The organism is Ruegeria sp. ANG10 (assembly GCF_040705255.1).
Lineage (GTDB): Bacteria > Pseudomonadota > Alphaproteobacteria > Rhodobacterales > Rhodobacteraceae > Ruegeria.
On sequence record NZ_JBFCVU010000009.1, the window covers coordinates 1 to 24,188 of the forward strand.

A 24,188-nucleotide genomic window follows, 5' to 3' on the forward strand; every position below is an offset into this window, starting at 1 on the left:
CATACGCTTTGAAGTCACCGAAATACTTGGTGATTGCTGCGGTCAGCGTGGTTTTACCGTGGTCAACATGCCCAATCGTGCCGATGTTGACGTGCGGTTTTGTACGCTCAAACTTTTCCTTTGCCATGATGGCCTCCTTTTTCGGTAATGAAGAGAGCGCGTTAGCCGCGCTCCCTCAAATCGTCGCTTATGCGTATTTCGCCTGAATCTCGTCCGAGATGTTCTGCGGAACCGGATCGTAGTGGTCGAACTGCATGGTGAACTGGGCACGGCCCGACGACATCGAACGCAGAGTGTTGATGTAGCCGAACATGTTGGCCAGCGGCACAAACGCATCGATTGCGATCGCGTTGCCGCGCGGCTCTTGTCCAGACACCTGACCTCGACGCGAGGTCAGGTCGCCGATGATACCGCCAGTGTATTCTTCCGGGGTGATCACTTCGACCTTCATGATCGGTTCCAGCAGTTTCGCGCCGGCTTTGCGCATGCCTTCACGCATACACATCCGCGATGCGATTTCGAACGCCAGAACGCTCGAGTCAACGTCGTGGAACTTACCGTCCAGCAGGGCAACTTTGAAATCGATCACAGGGAAGCCAGCCAGCGGGCCGCTATCCATGACCGAGTTGATGCCTTTTTCAACACCGGGGATATATTCCTTCGGAACGGCACCACCAACGATGCGGCTTTCGAACGAATAGCCTTCGCCCGGCTCGGTGGGCTGGATCTCAAGCTTGACTTCAGCGAACTGACCCGAACCACCCGACTGTTTCTTGTGGGTGTAGGTGTGCTCAACCGGCATCGAGATGGTTTCACGGTATGCCACCTGCGGTGCACCGATGTTCGCCTCGACTTTGAACTCACGCTTCAGGCGGTCAACCAGGATGTCCAGGTGAAGTTCGCCCATGCCCTTCATGATGGTCTGACCCGATTCCAGGTCGGTTTCCACGCGGAAGGACGGGTCTTCGGCGGCCAGACGGGCCAGACCCTGGGACATCTTCTCTTGGTCGCCCTTGGTTTTGGGCTCAACCGCGATCTCGATCACCGGGTCGGGGAAGGTCATGGTTTCCAGAACCACCGGATCCTTCGCATCACACAGCGTGTCACCGGTGGTGGTGTCTTTCAGACCCGCCAGCGCGATGATGTCGCCTGCAAACGCTTCTTCGATCTCTTCCCGGTTGTTCGAGTGCATCATCATCATACGACCGATGCGCTCTTTCTTACCTTTGGTCGAGTTCAGGATCGAGTCACCCTTGTTCATGGTGCCCGAGTAGATCCGGGTAAAGGTCAGCGAGCCAACGAAGGGGTCGTTCATGATTTTGAACGCCAGGCCCGAGAAGGCCATGTTGTCGTCTGCACGACGGGCGATGTCGCGAACTTCTTCTTCGTCGCCGGGTTTGAAGCCCATGTAATCAACAACGTCCAGTGGGCTGGGCAGATAGTCGATCACAGCGTTGAGCAGCGGCTGAACGCCTTTGTTCTTGAACGCCGAACCACCCAGAACCGGAACGAACGCGATTTCCAGAGTACCTTTGCGCAGCAGGGCGCGCAGGGTCGGAACGTCGGGCTCATTGCCTTCCAGGTATTCCATCATCGCGTCGTCGTCCATTTCGACGGCCGCTTCGATCATCTTACCGCGCCATTCGTCAGCCATGTCTTTCAGGCTGTCACGGATCGGTGCTTTGACCCAGCTTGCGCCCAGGTCTTCGCCCTGCCACAGCCATTCTTCCATGGTGACCAGGTCGATCAGGCCTTCCAGCTCAGTCTCTGCGCCGATCGGGATACCAACCGGAACAGCACGTGCACCGGTACGGTCTTCAATCATTGCAACGCAGTTGAAGAAGTCGGCGCCGATCTTGTCCATCTTGTTGACGAACACCATTCGCGGAACTTTGTAGCGGTCAGCCTGACGCCATACGGTTTCGGTCTGAGGCTCAACACCGGCGTTTGCGTCCAGAACGCAGACGGCACCGTCGAGAACCGCCAGCGAACGTTCAACTTCGATGGTGAAGTCGACGTGGCCGGGGGTGTCGATGATGTTCAGGCGGTGCTTGGGCGAGTCAGCAGTTTCACCGTCTTCAGTGCGTTCCCAGAAAGTAGTGGTCGCGGCCGATGTGATGGTGATGCCGCGTTCCTGCTCCTGCTCCATCCAGTCCATGGTGGCTGCACCATCGTGCACCTCACCGATGTTGTGGGATTTGCCAGTGTAAAACAGGATACGCTCCGAGCAGGTGGTCTTACCTGCGTCGATGTGCGCCATGATACCGAAGTTACGGTAATGTTCGAGTGTATATTCGCGTGCCATTTTGATAAGCCTCTGGAATTACCAACGGTAATGGCTGAAGGCTTTGTTCGCCTCGGCCATCTTGTGGGTGTCTTCACGCTTTTTCACGGCAGTACCGCGGGACTGTACAGCGTCCAGCAGTTCACCGGCAAGGCGTTCTTCCATGGTGTTTTCGTTGCGCGCGCGCGCAGCCGAGATCAGCCAGCGGATGGCCAGGGCTTCGCGACGCTCGGGGCGTACTTCGACCGGAACCTGGTAGGTTGCACCACCAACCCGGCGCGAGCGAACCTCGACCGACGGTTTGATGTTGTCGAGCGCTTCGTGGAACACTTCGACCGGTGCGCGCTTGATCTTGCCTTCAACGCGGTCAAACGCGTTGTAGACGATGCGCTCTGCGACCGACTTTTTGCCGTCGATCATCAGGTTGTTCATGAATTTGGTCAGTACCTTGTCGCCAAATTTGGCGTCAGGCAGGACTTCGCGTTTTTCGGCGGCGTGACGACGTGACATATCAGCCTCTCCTTCTTACTTGGGACGCTTCGCGCCGTATTTCGAACGACGCTGCTTACGGTCTTTGACGCCCTGAGTATCCAGAACACCGCGCAGGATGTGGTAACGAACACCGGGAAGGTCTTTTACACGGCCGCCACGGATCAGAACAACCGAGTGTTCCTGCAGGTTGTGGCTTTCACCGGGGATGTACGAGATGACCTCGAACCCGTTGGTCAGGCGCACCTTGGCAACCTTACGCATAGCCGAGTTCGGCTTTTTCGGTGTGGTGGTGTACACGCGGGTGCAGACGCCGCGTTTCTGCGGGCACTGCTCCAGGTGCATGGACTTCGAGCGTTTTACTTTAGGCTGCCGCGGTTTGCGGATCAGCTGTTGAATAGTTGGCATTCCGGTTTCTTCCCCGTTTTGCAACACACATGACATGCACGCGGGTTGCGTGCGGTTAAACTTGCTGCACTTATGCGTCCACAAGCGCAAAACCCGCGAGCGTTCCCATTCCGAGGTGAACGTCGCGGTTGATTATCAGAGGGCGCGAACGGCAAAATTGTCCGGGCCTTGACCAGTTCATTACTGGAATCGGTTATGGGGCGGCCCCCGCACCGAGATGAAGCGCGTAATAGGGGGAGTCGGCCCGGGTGTCAACAGCCCAAGCCCGGTGCACCCGGCCGGCCCGTTCACCCTAGTTTATCAAGAGCTTTCCAAGACTGCCAGAACCGTCTGCCGTTGCGAGCGGTCGCGGCCCCCGGCATAGTGATTTTGGTATTCTGATAGTGGACGCACCATGCAAGTAATTGGCCTTTGCCGTTTTTCTTTCCCGGCCCTTGGCAGTTTTCAGATCGAACATGAAACATTGGAAGATCGACGCCGCTATCTGTACAGCCCGGAGCGGCTGGAAGAGAGGTTCCGACTATTTGAAACCTCAACCCTGCCCTGTTTTCGCGAACATACAGATGAGGATTTCCTGTTGTTGGTGGCTGTGGGAGAATGCCTGCCCAAAGCAGCATTTGACAGGCTGAAGGATCTGACAGCGGGCATCAAGCAGGTTCGGATCGTTCAGAAATCAGCCGAATCCGGTGAAAAACACCGTCAAATCATGAAGGGGATTCTAAATACGGCCCGCGATGACCTTGATCAGCCCTGCCTGCAGTTCCGCCATGACGACGACGACGCTGTTTCCGTCGACTTTGTTGAGCGCCTCCGCGAAGCCACCGAAGACAGCAAAGCACTCATGAGCAGGAATCGCACGGTTGGAATAGATTTCAACAAAGGGTTTGTCGCCCGTTTGAATGCAGATGGGATCAAAGCGGCAGAGGCATTCAAGTCTTTGATAGGCGTGGGTCTTGGCATGTATGTCGCTGGCGGGTGCAAGCACACAATCTTCAGTTTCGCCCACCATCGCATTGGTCGATTCATGCCGGTCGTCAGCTATCCGGATGCGCCAATGTGGGTGCGCTCATTGCATGCATCCAACGATTCATGGGGTGCCCGTAACAACACCGAAGATCTGTCACCACTAAGCCCCGAACAAGAAGGTGAATTCATCGCGCGCTTTGCGATAGATCAGAACCTAGTGCGTCAGGTTCACTCGGCGGGCTGCACCTGACGTTCGCGGAACAATGTGAACAGCCCTGCCCCAACGACCAGTGTTGCGCCGAACATGGTAATCGTGTCCGGCCAATCCCCGAAAATGAGCCAACCCAGCCCCAGTGCCCAGATCAGGCTGGAGTATCGGAAGGGCGCGACGAAACCGACTTCGCCCACCCGCATAACCATGACGCTGAAGAGATAGCCACCCAGTACGAACACCGCGGCCGATGCCACCATCAAACCGGCCCCGACCGGCACCGGTTCCCAACCCGTCGCCACCGTGGCAATCCCCGCCGACACGGTAATCGTCAAGGACGTTGCCAAGGTAACCGCCAGCGAGGGTACATGCACCGACATCCGCCGCGTGATCAAATCTCGCGCCGTGACCGAGGCCACCGCAATCAAAGCGTAAATCGCGTAGATGCTGAACCCCTCGGGGCCGGGCCGCACAATCATCAGCATCCCTGCAAAGCCCAACACAATCGCCAGTACCCGCCGCCACCCGATCTGTTCGCGGAAAAACAGCACTGCGCCCAACGTAACCGTCAACGGCAGGGCCTGCAGCACTGCGGTCACGTTGGCCAGCGGCATATGCAGCAAGGCGGTCAGAAAAAAGAACGTGGCCGACAGCTCGGCCAGGCACCGGATCACCACCAGCCATTTGTCGTGGCGCGGGAAATTCAGATGCAACGCCCCCAGATGACGCGCCAGCAGAAACACCAAAACCGTCGCCAAAAATCCGCGCATTGCTACCATCTGAAACAACGGCACCTCGGCGCCTGCCGCCTTGATCAGAGCATCGTTGATGGTAAAGGCGGCCATGCTGCCCATCATCAGCAGCGCGCCTTTCACGTTTGGGGTCATGGCTAAATAATCCGGTCGAAAGTCGATTGCTGCATTGGCTCAATCGATCGACTTATTGTCAACGCAACTTAGTAGACGAACAGGGAAATTACGTCTCAATTTACCGGGCACAGTCTAATCGCCATCAAAATCCAAAGACGCGCCCGCCGCCGATACCTTCGACGGTAACCCCGGCGCTTAGGTTATGCGTCGCGATCAGCCCTCCGGACATGTTTAAAACCCCTAGCCGGTTGCCGTTTTGAAGCGCAACATAAAGCTCACGGCGTTCAGCGTTGATCCCGAGGCCAAAGCGCTCAATCTGCAATGCCGCACCGACCGAGGGGTTGGTTGGGCGAATGACCCTTTTGGTGGTGCCGTTCAGATCAATCTCGGCAATCAGACGATTCCGAATAAACAACAGGTAAAGGGTGCCGGTATTTTTGTCGAAGGCCAGCCCGCCTATCGGTCCTTGCGGCTGCGCAAGCCTGATATGGCGCACGAACTGCCCGTCGCGCGTCAATTCTGAAATCATCAGACCGTTTGGATGATCCAAGAAGAGGTGTCCGTCTGCACCCCGAATAGCGAGCCCACATTCCTTGATCGGGAAGTCGTCAGGAGTAACCCCTCCGCAACCGGCCGGTACGCGCTGCGCCGAAAAGGTGCGTAGAACGCGGCCATTTCGGTCAAGTTCCTGCAACTGTGTACCGGGAAGATTGCGCAGGAAAATCCGCCGCCGCGGCTGGTCATAGGCAAGACCCACTATCGACGCAGAAACTGGAATGAGCCGCGTGCTGCCATCGGGAATTTTTACTTCCCGAGACGGCTGCCCCTGCGGCATCCCGACATAGGCGTAATCACTGCATGCCGCCAGCAGGCCAATCCCCAAAACCGATAATGCACGAGACAATTTCAATACAGCTCTCATAATTCAAATCTCCAGTGGATTTGCGCGTGAGACGTAAAAAACCATAACATGAAAAGGGTTTTTCAAAAACAATACTGCTCATATTAATTTACGCCGAACCGAGCCGCACAATCTGCGACCCATCCCTTACTATTGTCAGCGCTTCAATCAAGGCAAAGGGCACAGGCGGCCACCCAAAGAAAAAGGCCCCGCGAAATCGCGGGGCCTGATCTTTGGATTTTAGTAGTCGCTTACTCGCGGCTTTCCGGGGTTTCCACCAGAACGTCCAGCTCGTCTCCAACCAAATCGTCTTCGACAATCGGGGCAGCCAAGGCAGCGGCCGCTTCGGCCTCTTCCCGGCGGGCTTCGATCACGACATTGTCACGGCTTTGTGCAACCTGACGCACAGCCTGGGTCGCACCACCGGTACCAGCAGGGATCAGACGACCGACGATGACGTTCTCTTTCAGGCCAACCAGCTTGTCCTTTTTGCCCTGTACTGACGCTTCGGTCAGCACGCGGGTGGTTTCTTGGAACGACGCCGCCGAGATGAACGAACGCGTCTGCAGCGAGGCTTTGGTGATCCCCAAGAGGATCGGTTCGCCCTGAGCCGGACGGCCACCGCGCGAGAGGGTCTTCTCGTTGGCTGCGTCAAACTCCTGCTTGTCGACATGTTCGCCTTTCAAAAGGGTGGTGTCGCCTGAATCCAGGATCTCCCACTTCTGCAGCATCTGGCGCACGATGACCTCGATGTGCTTGTCGTTGATCTTCACGCCCTGCAGACGATAGACGTCCTGCACCTCGTCGATCATGTAATCCGCCAGCGCTTCGACACCCATGATGGACAGGATGTCATGCGGAGCCGGGTTACCATCCATCAGGTATTCACCCTTTTGGATAAAGTCACCTTCCGCGACCGGGATATGCTTGCCCTTGGGCACCATATACTCGATCGTTTCCATCGACTCATCCGCCGGTTCGATGCTGATGCGGCGCTTGTTCTTGTAGTCGCGGCCAAAGCGCACGTAACCATCGGCTTCTGCGATGATCGCGTGATCTTTCGGACGACGGGCTTCGAACAATTCGGCCACACGCGGCAGACCACCGGTGATGTCCTTGGTCTTGGCACCTTCACGCGGGATACGCGCTACAACGTCACCGGCTTCGATGGACTGGCCATCTTCGACCGACAGGATCGCATCCACCGACATCGGATAGTGAACCGGGTTGCCCGCATCGTTGCGGACCGGTTCGCCATCTTCACCGACAAGAATGATTTCGGGCTTCAGGTCGCTGCCTTTCGGGGCTGCACGCCAGTCGATCACGATCTTCTGAGTCATGCCGGTTGCATCGTCGGTCTCATCGCGGACAGCGATGCCCGAAACGAGGTCAACGTATTTCGCAGTACCGGCTTTCTCGGCGATGATCGGCAGGGTGTAGGGATCCCACTCGAACAGCTTGTCGCCACGGGTCACTTTGGTGCCATCCTTGACGAACAGCTTGGAACCGTAGCCCAGCTTGTGGCTGGCACGCTCTTCGCCGTGTTCGTCCTTGATCACCAGCTTCATGTTCCGGCCCATGACCAGGCTTTCGCCTGCGGCATTGACCAGGATCTGTGGGTTCTCGAAGGACACGACACCGTCCTGGCTGGCTTCTTGGAACGACTGCTGACCACCTTGCGCAACGCCACCAATGTGGAAGGTCCGCATCGTCAGCTGTGTACCGGGCTCACCGATGGACTGGGCGGCGATGATGCCGACAGCTTCACCCGTGTTCACCATGGTACCGCGTGCCAAGTCACGTCCGTAGCAGGTCGCACATACGCCTTCCTCGGACTCACAGGTCAGAGGCGAGCGGATGCGCATGGACGCAACACCCGCTTCGTCAATGGTGTCGGCCATACGCTCGTCGATCAGCTGACCAGCGGCCACGATCACCTCATCCGTACCCGGACGCAAAACGTCATCGGCAGAGACTCGGCCCAGCACACGTTCGGCCAGCGAGGCAACAACCTCACCGTCGTTCACCGCAGCTTCGGCGGTGATCGCACGCTCGGTGCCACAGTCGATCTCACGAACGATGCAATCCTGCGCCACGTCCACCAGACGACGGGTCAGATAACCCGAGTTTGCCGTCTTCAGAGCGGTATCCGACAGACCCTTACGGGCACCGTGGGTCGAGTTAAAGTATTCAAGAACGGTCAGACCTTCCTTGAAGTTCGAGATGATCGGCGTCTCGATGATGTCACCGTTCGGCTTGGCCATCAGGCCGCGCATACCGCCCAGCTGTTTCATCTGAGTGACCGAGCCACGCGCACCCGAGTGGGCCATCATGTAGACCGAGTTCGGTTCCTGCTCGGATCCGTCCTCTGCCCGGTCCGAAGATGAGATAGTGCTCATCATCGCTTCGGTGACGCGGTCGTTACACTTCGACCAGGCATCGACAACTTTGTTGTACTTTTCGCCCTGAGTGATCAGGCCGTCCATGTACTGCTGTTCAAAGTCCTTCACCTGACCGCGGGTGTCATCAACGATGCCCCACTTGTCGTTCGGGATGACCATGTCGTCCTTACCGAACGAGATGCCCGCCTTGAACGCTTCTTTGAAGCCCATCGACATGATCTGGTCACAGAAGATGACCGACTCTTTCTGACCGCAGTAACGGTAGACGGTGTCGATCACCTGCTGCACTTCTTTCTTCCGCAGCAGACGATTGACCAGTTCAAACGGCGCTTTGTTGTTCATCGGCAGCAACGCACCCAGACGCAGACGGCCCGGGGTGGTTTCAAAACGCTTCTGAACTTCGTTGCCTTCGTCGTCGATCTGCGTGATCCGCGCGGTGATCTTGGTGTGCAGATGCACTTCACCGGCGTCCAGCGCGTGCTGAACTTCTTCGATCGACCCAAAGACCTTGCCTTCGCCCGGCATGCCTTCGCGTTCCAGGGTCACATAGTACAGACCCAGGATCATGTCCTGCGACGGAACAATGATCGGTGCACCGTTCGCAGGCGACAGAACGTTGTTCGTCGACATCATCAGAACACGGGCTTCCAACTGGGCCTCAAGGCTCAGCGGGACGTGAACGGCCATCTGGTCACCGTCGAAGTCGGCGTTAAAGGCCGAACAGACCAGCGGGTGCAACTGTATGGCTTTACCTTCGATCAGGACCGGTTCGAACGCCTGAATGCCAAGACGGTGCAGCGTCGGCGCACGGTTCAGCATTACAGGGTGTTCGCGGATCACCTCGTCGAGGATATCCCACACTTCGGGACGCTCTTTCTCGACCAGTTTCTTCGCCTGTTTCACGGTCGAAGACAGACCCTTGGCTTCAAGGCGCGAGTAGATGAACGGCTTGAACAGCTCAAGCGCCATCTTCTTGGGCAGACCACACTGGTGCAGCTTCAGCTCCGGACCGGTCACGATGACCGAACGGCCCGAGAAGTCGACGCGCTTACCCAGAAGGTTCTGACGGAAACGACCCTGCTTACCTTTCAGCATGTCCGACAGCGATTTCAGCGGGCGCTTGTTGGCGCCGGTGATCACGCGGCCACGACGGCCGTTGTCGAACAGAGCGTCCACGGATTCCTGCAGCATCCGCTTTTCGTTGCGGACGATGATGTCAGGCGCGCGCAGCTCGATCAGACGCTTCAGACGGTTGTTCCGGTTGATGACACGGCGATACAGATCGTTCAGATCCGAAGTCGCGAAACGGCCGCCATCCAGCGGAACCAGCGGACGCAGTTCCGGCGGAATGACCGGGATCACGGTCATTACCATCCACTCGGGTCGGTTGCCCGACTCGAGGAAGGATTCGACAACCTTCAAACGCTTGATGATCTTCTTGGGCTTCAGTTCGCCGGTTGCTTCGGCCAGATCAGCGCGCAGCTGCTCGGCTTCGGCTTCCAGATCGATCTGGGCCAGCATCTCACGGATGGCTTCGGCACCGATGTTCGCGGTGAACGCGTCCATGCCATAGGCATCCTGCGCGTCCATGTACTCTTCTTCGGTCAGCATCTGGCCATAGGACAGGTCGGTCAGACCGGGCTCAATGACGACATAGTTTTCAAAGTACAGAACGCGTTCCAGATCGCGCAGCGTCATGTCCAGCATCAGACCGATGCGGGACGGCAGCGATTTCAGGAACCAGATATGTGCGACGGGCGCGGCCAGTTCGATATGGCCCATACGCTCGCGGCGGACTTTCTGCAGGGTGACTTCCACACCGCACTTCTCGCAGACAACGCCGCGATACTTCATCCGCTTATATTTGCCACACAGACATTCGTAATCTTTGATCGGGCCAAAGATACGCGCGCAGAACAGACCGTCGCGTTCGGGCTTGAACGTCCGGTAGTTGATGGTTTCGGGTTTCTTGATCTCGCCATAGGACCAAGACAGAATCCGCTCGGGCGACGCCAATGAGACTTTGATTTCGTCAAAGACTTTCGGCGGCGTCAGCGGGTTGAACGGGTTATTGGTGATTTCCTGGTTCATTTTGCGTCCTTACAAATTGGGATGGGATGAGTGTGGGGCGTTGCCGCCCCTACTCTTCCTCCGCATCCAGGAGTTCCATATTCAGGCCGAGGCCACGGACTTCTTTAACCAGAACGTTGAACGATTCCGGTACGCCCGCTTCAAAGTTATCCTCGCCCTTGACGATCGACTCATAGACCTTGGTCCGGCCGGCGACGTCATCCGATTTCACGGTGAGCATCTCCTGCAGGGTGTAGGCGGCGCCATAAGCTTCCAGAGCCCAGACTTCCATCTCACCAAAGCGCTGACCACCGAACTGCGCCTTACCACCCAGCGGCTGCTGGGTAACCAGGCTGTACGGCCCGGTCGAACGCGCGTGGATCTTGTCATCCACAAGGTGATGCAGTTTCAGCAGGTACTTGATGCCCACGGTCACTGGACGTGCGAATTGCTCGCCGGTACGACCGTCGAACAGAACCGACTGACCGCTTTCCGAGAAGCCTGCACGCACCAGCGCGTCGTTGACGTCTGCTTCCTTGGCACCGTCAAAGACCGGGGTCGCGATCGGAACACCGCGGGTCACGTTGCCCGCAGCCTCGATCAGGTGACCCTCGTCCATGTCGGCAATGCCTTCTTCATAGACATTCTCGCCATAGGCCAGTTTCATCGCTTCGCGGACTGGGGTCAGATCGCCAGAGCGGCGATAATCACCCAATGCGTCGTCGATGTTCAGACCTAGACCGCGCGCGGCCCAACCCATATGGGTTTCAAGGATCTGACCAACGTTCATACGCGACGGCACACCCAGCGGGTTCAGACAGAAGTCAACCGGAGTACCATCGGCCAGGAACGGCATGTCTTCCATCGGAACAACCTTGGAGATCACACCTTTGTTCCCGTGACGACCGGCCATCTTGTCGCCCGGCTGCAGCTTCCGCTTCACGGCGATAAAGACTTTGACCATCTTCATCACACCCGGCGGCAGGTCGTCGCCACGACGGACCTTCTCGACCTTGTCTTCGAAACGGGCGTCCAAAGCGCGCTTGAGCACTTCGTACTGCTCGTTCAGCGCTTCGACGATCTGTGCGTCCTTCTCGTCTTCCAGCGCCAACTGCCACCACTGACCACGGGTCAGGGTTTCCAACAGATCCTCGGTGATTGCTGAGCCTGCCTTGACGCCTTTCGGGCCTTTGACAGCGGTTTTACCCAGGATCAGGCCCTGCAGACGCGCATAGATGTTGCGGTCCAGGATTGCCAGCTCGTCGTCCCGGTCACGGGCCAGACGTTCGACTTCCTCACGCTCGATCTGCAGCGCACGCTCGTCTTTCTCGACGCCGTGACGGTTGAAGACGCGAACCTCAACGACCGTACCGTAATCGCCCGGCTTCACGCGCAGCGAGGTGTCGCGCACGTCAGATGCTTTTTCACCAAAGATGGCGCGCAGCAGCTTTTCTTCCGGGGTCATCGGGCTTTCGCCCTTCGGAGTGATCTTGCCGACCAGAATATCGCCCGGCTCAACATCCGCTCCGATGTAAACGATGCCCGCCTCGTCGAGGTTGCGCAGCGCTTCTTCACCGACGTTCGGGATGTCACGGGTGATCTCTTCCGGGCCCAGCTTGGTGTCACGTGCGGCGACTTCGAATTCCTCGATATGGACCGAGGTAAAGACGTCATCACGCGCGATACGTTCCGAGATCAGGATCGAGTCTTCGTAGTTGTAACCGTTCCAAGGCATGAACGCGACGACCACGTTCTTACCCAGGGCCAGTTCACCGATATCGGTGGACGGGCCATCGGCAATCACTTCACCTTTGCCGACCGTGTCGCCCACTTTCACCAGCGGACGCTGGTTGATGCAGGTGTTCTGGTTCGAACGCTGGAACTTGCGCAGACGATAGATGTCAACGCCAGCGTCGCCCAGTTCCAGATCTTCGGTGGCACGGATTACGATACGCTGGGCATCGACCTGGTCGATGATACCGGCGCGTTTCGCCTGGATCGCAGCGCCCGAGTCGATCGCAACCTTTTCCTCGATCCCGGTACCGACCAGCGGCGCCTCGGCCCGCAGCAGCGGAACCGCCTGACGTTGCATGTTCGAGCCCATCAGAGCGCGGTTGGCGTCGTCATTTTCAAGGAACGGGATCAGCGATGCCGCAACCGAAACCAACTGTTTCGGCGATACGTCGATCAGGTCCACGTTCTCGCGCGGGGCGAGGGTGTAGTCACCAGCCTGACGGGTCGAAACCAGATCGTTGATGAACTTGCCGTTCTGATCCAGCGTCGCGTTCGCCTGCGCCACGGTGTGACGCATTTCCTCGGTCGCGGACATGTAGTGGACCTCATCCGTCACCTCGGCGTCTTTGACGACGCGATACGGTGTTTCGATAAAGCCATACTTGTTCACGCGGGCAAAGGTCGCCAGCGAGTTGATCAGACCGATGTTCGGACCTTCCGGCGTTTCAATCGGGCACATCCGGCCATAGTGAGTCGGGTGGACGTCACGCACCTCAAAGCCCGCGCGCTCACGCGTCAGACCACCGGGGCCAAGCGCCGAGAGACGGCGTTTGTGGGTGACTTCCGACAGCGGGTTGGTCTGATCCATGAACTGCGACAGCTGCGACGAGCCGAAGAATTCGCGAACAGCAGCAGCAGCCGGTTTCGCGTTGATCAGGTCCTGCGGCATGACTGTGTCGATCTCGACCGACGACATACGCTCTTTGATCGCGCGCTCCATGCGCAGCAGACCGACGCGGTACTGGTTTTCCATCAATTCGCCGACCGAACGGACACGGCGGTTGCCGAGGTGGTCGATATCGTCGATGTCACCTTTGCCGTCGCGCAGTTCCACCAGCGCCTTGATGCAGGCCACGATGTCTTCGCGGCGCAGGGTGCGCAGGGTGTCCGGCGCATCCAGGGCCAGACGCATGTTCATCTTCACACGACCAACGGCAGACAGGTCATAGCGCTCGCTGTCGAAGAACAGCGTGTCGAACAGGGCCGACGCGGCCTCGACGGTGGGCGGCTCGCCCGGGCGCATGACGCGGTAGATGTCCATCAGTGCGGTGTCACGACCCATGTTCTTATCTGCGGCCATGGTGTTGCGCATGTAGGGGCCGACATTGACGTTGTCGATGTCCAGAACCGGGATGTCGGTGATACCCGCATCGATCAGTTCTTTGACGGTACCACCGATCAGCTCGCCGTCCTTGTCGTACTCCAGGGTCAGCTCATCACCGGCTTCGACATAGATCGCGCCGTTTTCTTCGTTGATGATGTCCTTGGCGACGAACTTGCCGACGATGTGATCGAAAGGAACCAGCAGGTTGGTGACGACGCCTTCTTCGATCAGCTTCTTGACCGCGCGCGGGGTGACTTTCTTGCCCGCTTCGGCAATCACTTCACCGGATTTCGCGTCGACCAGATCATAGGTCGGGCGGGTGCCGCGCACACGCTCGGGGAAGAACGGCGCGATCCAGCCCTTTTTCTTGTCCAGCTTGTAGGACACGGTGTCGTAATACGCGTCCATGATCGCTTCCTGATCCAGGCCCAGCGCATACAGCAGGGTTGTCACAGGCAGTTTGCGGCGACGGTCGATACGGGCGAAAACGATGTCCTTGGCGTCGAACTCAAAGTCCAGCCAGCTGCCGCGATACGGGATGATGCGGCAAGCAAAGAGCAGTTTACCTGAAGAGTGGGTCTTGCCCTTGTCGTGATCAAAGAACACACCGGGCGAACGGTGCATCTGGGACACGATCACACGCTCGGTACCATTCACGATGAAGGTCCCGTTCGGCGTCATCAGGGGCATGTCGCCCATGAACACGTCCTGTTCCTTGATGTCTTTAACCGATTTCGCGCCGGTATCTTCGTCGACATCAAACACGATCAGACGCAGTGTGACCTTCAGCGGCGCGCTGTAGGTCATGTCGCGCTGCATGCACTCTTCGACGTCGTATTTGGGTTTTTCCAGATCGTATTTCACGAACTCCAGAACAGAGGTTTCGTTGAAATCCTTGATCGGGAAAACCGACTGGAACACACCTTTGATGCCTTCGCCGTCAGTGGGCTGCTCTGCATCGCCGGAGCGCAGGAAAAGATCATAAGAAGATTTCTGGACCTCAATGAGGTTCGGCATCTCCAGCACTTCGCGGATTTTGCCGTAATATTTCCGAAGACGTTTCTGGCCAAGGAACGTTTGAGCCATGTCAGATGTCACCTTTCGATGTTCTCAGCGGGCAAAGACACCGTCGGGCCCCGGCGCCTTGCACATTCGAGACGACACGTCCGGATCAATTCGTGGCCACCGTCCCGAAGGCAGCCTCCCGATCCGAAAACCGCGTCTTAGAAAACGCCCCCATTCATGAGGCCCTTTCTAAGACAGGTTCGGCTGGACCCGGATTTCTCCGGGCCCAGCCAAATATTGCGGCGCATCAGCGATGCGCCAGACAACGGGCTTAGGCCAGTTCGACCTCGGCGCCAGCTGCTTCCAGCTTGCCTTTGATCTCTTCGGCTTCGTCTTTCGACACAGCTTCTTTGATCTTGCCGCCAGCTTCGACCAGCTCTTTGGCTTCTTTCAGGCCCAGACCGGTGATGCCGCGAACTTCTTTGATCACGTTGATTTTCGAAGCGCCGGCGTTCTTCAGAACGACGTCGAATTCGGTTTTTTCTTCCTCAGCTGCGCCACCGGCGTCGCCACCAGCTGCGACCATTACGGCACCGCCAGCTGCGGGCTCGATGCCGTATTCGTCTTTGAGGATGGTTTTCAGTTCTTGTGCTTCCAGCAGGGTCAGACCCACGATGCTTTCTGCGAGTGCTTTCAGATCAGCCATTTTATCAGCTCTTTCCGTTTACAGTGTGTGTTCCAACGTCAGGGTGATTACCCTACGCAGATCATTCAGTGCCAACCGCTTACGCAGCTTCCGCCTTCTCTTCGATGGTGGAAAGGATGCTTGCGATGTTGCTTGCAGGTGCGCCAATCGCGCCGGCGATGTTCGAAGCAGGTGCGCCAATGCAGCCCACGATCGAAGCAATAAGCTCCTCGCGAGACGGCATTTTCGAAACTGTTTCGACGCCTTTGCGGTCCAGAGCGTTCTCACCCATTGCACCACCAAGAATTTCAAAATTCTTGTTATCCTTGGCGAAGTCCTCGGCCACCTTGGCTGCTGCCACGGGGTCCTCGGAATAGGTCAGAACGGTCATCCCTGTCAGCAGGTCGGCCATGCTTGCACACGGCTTACCCTCAAGGGCGATTTTGGCGAGCCTGTTCTTGGCAACACGCACGGCGCCACCCGCGTCACGAGCACGTGCGCGAAGGTCCTGCATCTCGGCAACTGTCAGACCGGCGTAGTGCGAAACCACTACGACGCCAGAGCTTTCGAAGATTTGGCCGAGTTCCTCGACCACTTTCTCTTTCTGGGCTCTATCCACAGTTCTCTCCAAGTTAGGGGTGATACCTCACCCCGGCTCATATTTGCCGAAGGGTTAACCCCGGCGTTCAGGTCCGTTGTTACGGGATTGGCCAAAATTCGCCCGAGGATCGTGACCCTCAGAATTCTTTGGTCTTACCCGTCTCAGGCAGGGAATTAAGGGGCCGAATGGACCCACCCACCGTCTTGGACGAAACAAAATAAAGCGCACGACGAATCGCACGCTTTATTCCGCAGCTCTATTTAGGCCAGATGACAGGGGTTTCCAAGGGGTAAATTGACCGTTCCTACAGGTTTGCATCCCTGCCCAGATCAATCGCGCAAAGCCCAAAGCCTGCCATCGCGGCATTGACATGGCACCAGCCCTGAGGTCCATTCAATCCGCACAGTGAAAAGCCACAATGAACGACGCCTGAATGCTGGATCTTTCCGATACTGAACAGACACTCGCTTCAGAGCGTGTGGCCGAGTTTTCACGGCGCAATCCTGTCGGGCCTGTGAAGAAAGTCGAATGCGTCTATCGCTCGCACGCGTTTCCGGATTCGCGTCTGGTTTTGAAAATCACAACCGGAACTGAAAGCTTTGCACTGAAAATCGACAGCAACTCTCCCACCACCGGAAGGCTGCGGGATGAGTTCAGCCTTCTAACCGATCTTCACCAGCGTTTTGAAAACAACCCATCATCGCAGGTCATCCGCCCGATTTACCTGTCTCCGTCTGAAACCTTCTTCGTCACCGAATTCATCAACCGGCCAACCGCGGTAGACCTGATCTATAACAGCAAGAACGAAGATCAGGTTGCCCAGATTTTTCGCCGTGCTGGATCATGGTTGAATGATCTTCATGACCGCCACCCCCCGGTAAACTATGCGTTTCGGCCCAAATGGATGACAAACAGCATTCGCGACCTTTCAACCACGGTGCCCTATGATATCGCGGGCACGAGTCGGAAGATGGTGAACGTCATGCTGGCCGAAGCTGCTCGCCTGAAGGGCATTCAGGATATCCGTGTCTTTTCGCATGGTGATTTTCACGGGCAAAACCTGATTGTCGGGCAGGGAAAAACGATTGGCCTGGACTTTACTGAATCCCGCGAAAAGCTGGCCGTGTACGATATCGTCGACTTTCTAAAGGCAGATATTTTTCGCGACGGGGACGGACCCGATGTGGATCGCAGCGGTATTCTCAGAAAAAACAAGGACATGTTCTTTCGCCGCTATCGACATCCCATCAACATGGAAATTCTGGATTACTGCATCCGGGGCCGGTTGTTGAAGGACTGGCTGGCGTTGTGGCAACCCAACCACGACTGCAGCCCATTTGAGGAAGACAAACGACAGCGGTTGGGCAATCGCTTGAAAGTTGTGTTTCAAGGATAATGAGACTGTTGCGGTAACCGTCGCAGTTAACAATTATTTGTGCGGTATTTTGAAGAACCCGGTTGACGCATCCATCCAACCAATTTCTTATCTTTCAGCATAATTTCGCGCGGCTTTCGTCGCCTTTAGCCCGCCGTAACAAGTACAAAAGAGGAATAATCGCGCAGATGGTTCTCCGCAGTTTTTTCGCTCAGGACAGTGCCAGCCTAATCGCCACATTCGTTCCGGCCGGGGGCGATGCCAACGACATTGTCGTCGGTGGATCGATCATCAACAACTCAGACACACCGGACGGCACCATTTTTGCCTATTCGGGTGGATTTGGCACCACTGTCACGCTGGACGACACCAGCGGCAGCCCGGATACATTCGACGACGATCAGGAAACGGGCCACGTCATTACCGATGGCGGTGGCATCGTCACAAATGGCACTCAGGTTGAATCTGAGTCCGTCATCACCGTGCGCGCTCTGGACATTAACGGAAACCCAACCGGACCCCAGATTGACATCTACGTGTTTTCCCAGAACGGGGTCACGCAGGACGTTTGGGGCTATAGCACGTCGGCTCCCCTGGTGCCGGGAACCTCTTATGTCAAAATTAGCGGCTCAAACGCGGGGTCATCGCCCTATACGGATTACATCACCTGCTTTGGACCCGGAACTCGGATCGACACCGTTGATGGCGATGTCGATGTACAGAACCTCGCAAAAGGCCAGCGCGTCTGGACCCGGGATGGCGGGTTGCAACCGATCCTGTGGATCGGAACGACTGAGGTCCACGGCTATGGCCCGTTTGCCCCGGTCGTGATCGAAGCCGGCGCCATCGGGAACACGCACGAGCTTGTAGTTTCGCAACAGCACCGGATTCTGATTCAATCTCCAGCAACCGACATGCTGTTTGGTTCCTCCGAAGTGTTCGTGGCTGCCAAGCACCTGTGCGGCCTGCCCGGTGTTTCGATCCGCGAGACAGACCGCATCACCTATACACATTTCATGTTTGACCGGCACCACATTGTGCGATCAAACGGCGCGCTGACGGAAAGCTATTATTACGGTGATATTGCGAAAAACGCTCTGTCATCGCCGCAAAGGGCGGAAATCCTAGCGCTGTTCCCGTCGGTCGAGGACATCAACACTGCTTTCCAGCACACAGCAGTCGCAACGATTGGCGCACAGGAAGCCAGCGTGCTACGCGCGTACCTCTGACAAAACATGCGGCTAAAAATAAAAACCCGGGTCGTTAGCGCGACCCGGGTTCTTTTTCTAAGCGTTTAGCCGGGGCTTATTCGCCCGCAGCAGCTGCTACGTCCAGAGTCACACCTGGGCCCATGGTCGAGCTCAGTGCGATTTTCTTCATGTAGGTGCCTTTGGCACCCGACGGTTTGGCCTTGGCCACGGCCGAGATGAAGGCACGGACGTTTTCGACCAGCTTGGCTTCGTCGAATGACGCTTTGCCAACGCCAGCGTGTACAACGCCGCCTTTTTCCGCCTTGAACTGAACTTCACCACCTTTGGCTGCTTCCACGGCCGCTTTCACGTCCATGGTCACGGTGCCAACTTTGGGGTTCGGCATCAGGTTGCGCGGGCCCAGAACTTTACCCAGACGGCCAACGATCGGCATCATGTCAGGGGTTGCAATGCAGCGATCGAATTCGATGGTGCCGCCCTGAATGGTTTCCATCAGGTCCTCTGCGCCAACGATATCTGCACCTGCTTCTTTTGCTTCGTCAGCCTTGGGGCCACGAGCAAATACAGCAACGCGCATCGCTTTACCGGTGCCGTTCGGCAGGCCAACAACGCCGCGAACCATTTGGTCTGCGTGACGGGTGTCAACGCCCAGGTTCAGAGCGATTTCGATGGTCTCGTCGAATTTCGAAGTTGCGTTGGCTTTGACCAGGGCAACTGCTTCGTCCACCGACAGGTTTTCCTTGCCGGCGACAGCTTCGCGCGCAGCGCGGGTACGTTTACCGAGTTTTGCCATCTTACTTCACCTCGATGCCCATAGAGCGGGCCGAGCCCAGGATGATCTGCATTGCGCCTTCGACGTCGTTGGCGTTCAGATCTTTCATTTTGGCTTCGGCGATTTCGCGAACCTGCTTCGAGGTCACGGTTGCCACGGTCTCACGACCTGGGTTTTCCGCGCCACGAGGGCGGTTACGCTTGCCGACCGGCTTCAGGCCAGCTGCTTTTTTCAGGTAGTAAGACGCGGGCGGCGTCTTGATGTCCATGGTGAAGGACTTGTCCTGATAATAGGTGATCACGGTCGGGCAAGGTGCGCCCTGCTCCATATCTGCGGTCTTGGCGTTGAACGCCTTGCAGAATTCCATGATGTTGATGCCGCGCTGACCCAGCGCCGGACCAACTGGCGGCGACGGGTTCGCCTGACCTGCAGGAACCTGCAGTTTCATTGTACCAGCAAGCTTCTTGGCCATTTGGTTTTCCTTTCAACGTAGGCAGGACGCGTCCCACCCGGTTTATGTTGCGTGGTCCGACCCGGGATCGCGATCCCAGCAACCTCCCACGAGAGAATCTCGCCCGAAGACGATAGAGGCGGCATGTATAGGGGAATGGTGGGGTTGGCAAGAGGTTGGCGTTACAGTTTGGCATCACCGCTTTGGGCCCGAAACCAGCGTACTCATCTCTGCCTGTCTCCTCAACTGCAAGACCTATTAGTGCCACAAATTCTTCCTCGGACTGGCGTTCTGTGGCAGACTGGCACTTTCAAGGCGCAGGAGGGATCGGAAAATGAACGGGTTTGGGTCGCCGAAGAAAACACGGGAGTTTCACAACCACCACTTTGACTCCTCTATGTGGAACGATTTCGAATTTCGTAATGACGATATCATCATCGCTACCTATGCAAAGTCTGGAACGACTTGGGTTCAGCAAATCGTCGCTCAGCTGATATTCAACGGCGCTGAAGACCTCGACGTCGCCGAGATGTCGCCGTGGCTTGACCTTCGGGTCCCACCCAAAGAGGTCAAGTTACCAGCAGTCGCGTCGCAAACGCACCGACGTTTCTTGAAAACGCATTTACCGGTGGATGCGCTCGTTTTCTCAGAACAAGCCAAATACATATACATTGGGCGCGATGGGCGTGACGTAGTATGGAGCTTTCACAACCATCATTCGAACGCGAATGACACTTGGTATGAAACTCTGAATGATACGCCCGGCCGGGTAGGCCCACCGATCGAACGACCAACACGAGATATCGTTCAATACTTCAGGGAATGGCTGGAGAATGATGGTTACCCGATGTGGCCTTTCTGGGAAAATATTCGAACCTGGTGGGAGATTCGCGATCAGCCCAACGTGCAACTTATCCATTTCGAAGCGCTCAAACGCGACATGCCGGGAGAAATTCGCCGCATCGCAAATTTCCTGGACATCGAGATTGACGAAAGTCGTTGGGATGCGATCCTCACGCACTGTTCCTTTGACTACATGAAAGCACATGCAAGCAAATCCGTCCCTGGAGGCGGTATTTTTTGGAATGGCGGCGCAGAGACATTCATCCACCGCGGCGTGAACGGTCGTTGGCGTGAGATTCTCCCTGAAGAGGACAAAGCCCGCTATGAGGCTAGAGCCTTGGCGGAGCTCGGGCCGGAATGCAGCAGTTGGCTAGCCTTCGGAAAATAAGAGCATCACTGGCACCACCTCGTCGAAACCCACGAAAGGGCCATCATTGACGGAGGTCCCGAGAAGACAAACGATTGCCCCTATGTTCCCAATTACCTGGTTGAGGCCCAATAACGCCTCAGCGAAGGTCGAGATTTGCGGAACAAATCAATTAATCCTAATACTTGAGTTGCTTAAGAAACGAAGGCGGGTATCTTGGTGCAACTTGGACACAAATGAGGTGGTCAGGGATGGGGTCATCTCGACTTAACAAAGGACTGCTGATCTGTGTACTGGTCGCTATGCTGCCGGGTTGTGGCAGCAAGGCCGAAGACCAAAAAGCTCCGGATGCCGAAACCAACGCGGTCAGCAAGGCCAATTCATCCGCAACGACTGGGATTGATCCAGCCACCCATGCCGGTCGCTTTCAAATCAAGCTGACCAAAGAAGTTTCACTGCGCGACATACCGGTTCCCTTCACTGTTTACAGTGGCCTCGAAGAAGCCAGCCCGACCCGTTTGCGGTTGCGAGCCTTCATGGATTTGCGTGGATTACAGGAAAAGGCCCCTCAAATCCTGACTGGCCCTTTGGAAGAAACCTGTAAACGTCAGATTTACCTTGAGATCCGAGACGTTACCGCCATAGGTGACACCGTAAAGGTCGAAGGTTCCGCCCGCGCGCAGTTTACAAGGTGCAACCGGCGTGAAGAACCGGGCTTTCGTTATTTTGGAGCAACCGTGGACGCGGTCGCTGTCGCCAAGGCCGAGGTGAAAGGCCAATGCCTAACATTCAGCATCGAAAGCGCCGACCTCAGCCCGCGCGGGTTCATCGGCGCTGTTTCCAACCTCTTTGGTTTGACCAACCGCATCAACGACGCAGTTCTGGAAAAGGGTGGTGAGTTTCTGGCAGCCCATCCGGTTTGCCCGCCACTGCCCGACGAATTCTCTGTTCTCGAACCGATCTACGAATCAGGAGGCACCCGCGAAATCGCTCCGGGCGGGATGGGGGCGGCTGTTGTCGGATCTGCCGATGTCAGCGCCGGGACAATCGTCAAAGTCCTCGGTGGGCTGAAGGAACTTGGCGTATTGGAGTTTGCTGAATGAGACACTGGTTGATTTTCCCGGTCTTAATGGCAGCCGTTCTGGACGCCCGGGCACCAAGCGCGCAACAAGTGGACTTTGTCGTCGACGCGACATTGCCAGTTCGTGATACAGAGCTGCCCTATACGCTTGATCTGAACCTCGCCGCTGTTGCGCCGACACGGATCGGGGTGGGCGCGCTTCTTGATCTGCGTGAAATACAGAAGACTGTGCCTGAGCGACTGGCTGACAACGCAATAGTCGACAATTGCGGCCTGCAAGTCCGGCTGGATGACTTGAGTTTTGGGGCCCAAGGCGATGCGATTGATCTGGATGGGGATGTAACCATCACGATCTTTGAATGCAGCCGAACCAGTGAGCGCAATTTTCAACGGGGTGAGCAAAAAAAGGCTATCCTGGCGAACATGTCCACCGAAGCGACAGTCGAACTGCGTGACAATTGCGCCTATTTCAAACTCATTGATCTTACACTGACGGCCCCCGAAGAACAGCGAGAGCAACTTCTGGAGGATGATACGCTGGACTCTGTAAAGGAACTGATGCTGGCCGCTGTAGACCTTGTATTGAACGATACCCCTTTGTGTCCGAAGTTACCGGCAGAACTCGCGTCACTTGACCCGGTTTATGACAATGGCGGACCCAAAGAGATCGGAAAAGGTGGGCTTGGTGTCTTCCTTGAGGGATCGGTGGATGTCAGCCCTTCGACCATTCTCGATATTCTGACGGTCCTTCAACGGCAAGAACTGATCCCCGGCCCGCCGTAACTGCAAGGTGATCCTTGTCGTTGAGAAAACCACCTTGGACTTCTGAACTGACAACTGGTTCGCCAAAACAAAACGCCGCGGTGCTCGTGGCATCGCGGCGCTAAAATCTTGCTGAAGTAGCTATCAGCTCTGCTTTGTAACCTGCGTGAAGTCCAGCTCGACCGGGGTTTCCCGACCGAAGATCGAGACCGAAACCTTCAGCTTCTGGGCTTCGTCGTCGACACCCTCGACCATACCGTCGAAATCCTCGAACGGGCCGTCGTTGACTTTGACCTTCTCGCCCACTTCGAAGGTGATCATCAGCTTGGGCGCTTCTTCACCTTCCTGAACGCGGTTGAGGATCTGGTTCACTTCAGCATCACGCATCGGCATCGGGCGGCCTTGTGGGCCCAGAAAGCCAGTGACGCGGTTGATCGAGTTCACAAGGTGATAACCCTGATCGGACATTTCCATATGTACCAGCACATAGCCGGGCATAAAGCGGCGTTCGGTCGTGACCTTCTTGCCCCGGCGCACTTCGATCACCTCTTCGGTAGGCACCAGAACTTCGTCGATATCGTCCTCAAGGCCCTGCTCGGCCACCGACGTGCGGATCTGCTCTGCGATCTTCTTTTCGAAATTCGAAAGAACGCTGACCGAGTACCACCGTTTCGCCATGAACCTGTCGTCCTTGTTTGCCTTCGGTGCGCTGGCAATGCCGCAAGCACCGTCATTGAAATTCTGTCACGTCACCCGGAATAAAAAGCGGCGCGCAGCCCGAATCGCCGCACGCCCATTCCGAATAGTACCGCGTCACCTACTCTGACATTGCGCGCTGTGCAAGGGGGCAGTGGCGTTTCAGCCAGCCCAAACCGGTTTAACTGAATGCACCCAGGATCAGTTGCAATCCGCCGCGAATGCCCAGATCAACCAACGCAAAGAACACGGCAGTCAGCGCCGCCATGATGAAAACCATGACCGTGGTCAGCAGCACCTCACGCCGGGTCGGCCAAACGACCTTTGCAACTTCGGCGCGGACTTGCTGAATGAACTGGATCGGATTCATAGTTGCCATTTGGCTTGGTTCTCTCTGCTAGCGGATGAGCCGGACATAACCGGGCATTGCGGCAATTTCAAGAGCGCTTGATTGCCATGTGTCAGGGCTTGGGCTTGTCGTCCCATTCATCACTTAGGATGCGCCGCGAGTCACCCTCGGGGTCGTCATACTGGTTCGAACGGACGGTATACACAAAGGCCACAAGTCCAACCCCGCCCAAAAACAGGGAAATCGGTATCAGATAGGCCAAAACTTCCATA

At 56.7% G+C, this 24,188-nt stretch carries 21 protein-coding genes; 6 read left to right on the plus strand and 15 right to left on the minus strand.

From position 1 onward, the window contains the following. From AB1A64_RS16895 to rpsL, 4 genes are all read right to left on the minus strand, one after another. Positions 1-127, minus strand: a 127-nt coding sequence (locus AB1A64_RS16895) for a GTP-binding protein (protein WP_231739787.1), incomplete at its 3' end; no start/stop codon positions are given. A gap of 60 nt (positions 128-187) precedes the next feature. Beyond that, positions 188-2,305, minus strand: coding sequence for an elongation factor G (gene fusA, locus AB1A64_RS16900; protein WP_366552487.1), 2,118 nt, complete (start codon positions 2,303-2,305; stop codon positions 188-190). 18 nt (positions 2,306-2,323) lie between these two features. After that, on the minus strand, positions 2,324-2,794 hold the full coding sequence (rpsG, locus tag AB1A64_RS16905) for a 30S ribosomal protein S7 (RefSeq protein ID WP_058283017.1): 471 nt from the start codon (positions 2,792-2,794) through the stop codon (positions 2,324-2,326). Positions 2,795-2,809: 15 nt separating this feature from the next. After that, a complete protein-coding gene (rpsL, locus tag AB1A64_RS16910) occupies positions 2,810-3,181 on the minus strand; it encodes a 30S ribosomal protein S12 (RefSeq protein ID WP_005621086.1) in 372 nt (123 codons plus the stop codon). A 394-nt stretch (positions 3,182-3,575) separates the two neighbouring features. Here rpsL and AB1A64_RS16915 point away from each other — a divergent pair, with 394 nt between their 5' ends. Then, a complete protein-coding gene (locus tag AB1A64_RS16915; RefSeq protein ID WP_366552488.1) occupies positions 3,576-4,397 on the plus strand; it encodes a putative rhamnosyl transferase in 822 nt (273 codons plus the stop codon). Here AB1A64_RS16915 and AB1A64_RS16920 read toward each other — a convergent pair. The 6 genes from AB1A64_RS16920 to rplJ form a co-directional block, all read right to left on the minus strand. After that, positions 4,376-5,245, minus strand: a complete 870-nt coding sequence (locus AB1A64_RS16920; RefSeq protein WP_366552489.1) for a DMT family transporter — start codon at positions 5,243-5,245, stop codon at positions 4,376-4,378. The two genes, AB1A64_RS16915 and AB1A64_RS16920, sit on opposite strands and share 22 nt — an antisense overlap. A 124-nt stretch (positions 5,246-5,369) precedes the next feature. Beyond that, a complete protein-coding gene (locus AB1A64_RS16925) occupies positions 5,370-6,149 on the minus strand; it encodes a hypothetical protein (protein WP_366552490.1) in 780 nt (259 codons plus the stop codon). Between the two features lie 230 nt (positions 6,150-6,379). After that, positions 6,380-10,621, minus strand: a complete 4,242-nt coding sequence (rpoC, locus tag AB1A64_RS16930) for a DNA-directed RNA polymerase subunit beta' (RefSeq protein ID WP_366552491.1) — start codon at positions 10,619-10,621, stop codon at positions 6,380-6,382. A gap of 49 nt (positions 10,622-10,670) precedes the next feature. Beyond that, on the minus strand, positions 10,671-14,804 hold the full coding sequence (rpoB, locus tag AB1A64_RS16935; protein WP_366552492.1) for a DNA-directed RNA polymerase subunit beta: 4,134 nt from the start codon (positions 14,802-14,804) through the stop codon (positions 10,671-10,673). A 250-nt stretch (positions 14,805-15,054) separates the two neighbouring features. Further along, complete coding sequence (gene rplL, locus AB1A64_RS16940) at positions 15,055-15,429, minus strand: 50S ribosomal protein L7/L12 (RefSeq protein ID WP_170350962.1); 375 nt, start codon at positions 15,427-15,429, stop codon at positions 15,055-15,057. Positions 15,430-15,508: 79 nt separating this feature from the next. Beyond that, complete coding sequence (gene rplJ / locus AB1A64_RS16945; protein ID WP_058283024.1) at positions 15,509-16,027, minus strand: 50S ribosomal protein L10; 519 nt, start codon at positions 16,025-16,027, stop codon at positions 15,509-15,511. 415 nt (positions 16,028-16,442) lie between these two features. Between rplJ and AB1A64_RS16950 the strand changes: the two genes are divergently transcribed. Both AB1A64_RS16950 and AB1A64_RS16955 read left to right on the plus strand, forming a co-directional pair. Then, complete coding sequence (locus AB1A64_RS16950; RefSeq protein WP_366552493.1) at positions 16,443-17,405, plus strand: phosphotransferase; 963 nt, start codon at positions 16,443-16,445, stop codon at positions 17,403-17,405. 167 nt (positions 17,406-17,572) lie between these two features. Next, the gene (locus tag AB1A64_RS16955) at positions 17,573-18,613 is read left to right on the plus strand and encodes a Hint domain-containing protein (protein ID WP_366552494.1); all 1,041 of its coding nucleotides are present in this window, start codon (positions 17,573-17,575) and stop codon (positions 18,611-18,613) included. A 76-nt stretch (positions 18,614-18,689) separates the two neighbouring features. Here the strand turns inward: AB1A64_RS16955 and rplA are convergent, their stop codons facing one another. Next, entirely contained in the window at positions 18,690-19,388 is a 699-nt protein-coding gene (gene rplA / locus AB1A64_RS16960; RefSeq protein ID WP_008758243.1) for a 50S ribosomal protein L1, read from the minus strand. Position 19,389: 1 nt separating this feature from the next. Continuing rightward, positions 19,390-19,839: a 50S ribosomal protein L11 gene (gene rplK / locus AB1A64_RS16965; protein WP_037314971.1), complete on the minus strand. Its 450-nt coding sequence runs from the start codon at positions 19,837-19,839 to the stop codon at positions 19,390-19,392. 313 nt (positions 19,840-20,152) lie between these two features. Between rplK and AB1A64_RS16970 the strand changes: the two genes are divergently transcribed. The 3 genes from AB1A64_RS16970 to AB1A64_RS16980 all read left to right on the plus strand — a co-directional run bounded on the left by AB1A64_RS16970 (position 20,153) and on the right by AB1A64_RS16980 (position 22,892). Then, positions 20,153-21,049 carry a sulfotransferase domain-containing protein gene (locus AB1A64_RS16970; RefSeq protein ID WP_366552495.1) on the plus strand — a complete coding sequence of 299 codons (897 nt, stop codon included), beginning with the start codon at positions 20,153-20,155 and terminating at the stop codon, positions 21,047-21,049. A gap of 230 nt (positions 21,050-21,279) precedes the next feature. After that, complete coding sequence (locus AB1A64_RS16975; RefSeq protein ID WP_366552496.1) at positions 21,280-22,131, plus strand: hypothetical protein; 852 nt, start codon at positions 21,280-21,282, stop codon at positions 22,129-22,131. Further along, the gene (locus AB1A64_RS16980) at positions 22,128-22,892 is read left to right on the plus strand and encodes a hypothetical protein (RefSeq protein WP_366552497.1); all 765 of its coding nucleotides are present in this window, start codon (positions 22,128-22,130) and stop codon (positions 22,890-22,892) included. Before AB1A64_RS16975 ends, AB1A64_RS16980 begins: the two co-directional genes overlap by 4 nt. Before the next feature lie 123 nt (positions 22,893-23,015). Here AB1A64_RS16980 and nusG read toward each other — a convergent pair whose 3' ends face one another. The 3 genes from nusG to ccoS form a co-directional block, all read right to left on the minus strand. Beyond that, positions 23,016-23,549, minus strand: coding sequence for a transcription termination/antitermination protein NusG (gene nusG, locus AB1A64_RS16985; protein ID WP_010440977.1), 534 nt, complete (start codon positions 23,547-23,549; stop codon positions 23,016-23,018). Positions 23,550-23,748: 199 nt separating this feature from the next. After that, positions 23,749-23,946 carry a preprotein translocase subunit SecE gene (gene secE / locus AB1A64_RS16990; RefSeq protein ID WP_170350969.1) on the minus strand — a complete coding sequence of 66 codons (198 nt, stop codon included), beginning with the start codon at positions 23,944-23,946 and terminating at the stop codon, positions 23,749-23,751. An 82-nt stretch (positions 23,947-24,028) separates the two neighbouring features. Beyond that, positions 24,029-24,187, minus strand: a complete 159-nt coding sequence (gene ccoS, locus AB1A64_RS16995; protein ID WP_170350970.1) for a cbb3-type cytochrome oxidase assembly protein CcoS — start codon at positions 24,185-24,187, stop codon at positions 24,029-24,031. Position 24,188 lies beyond the last annotated feature (1 nt).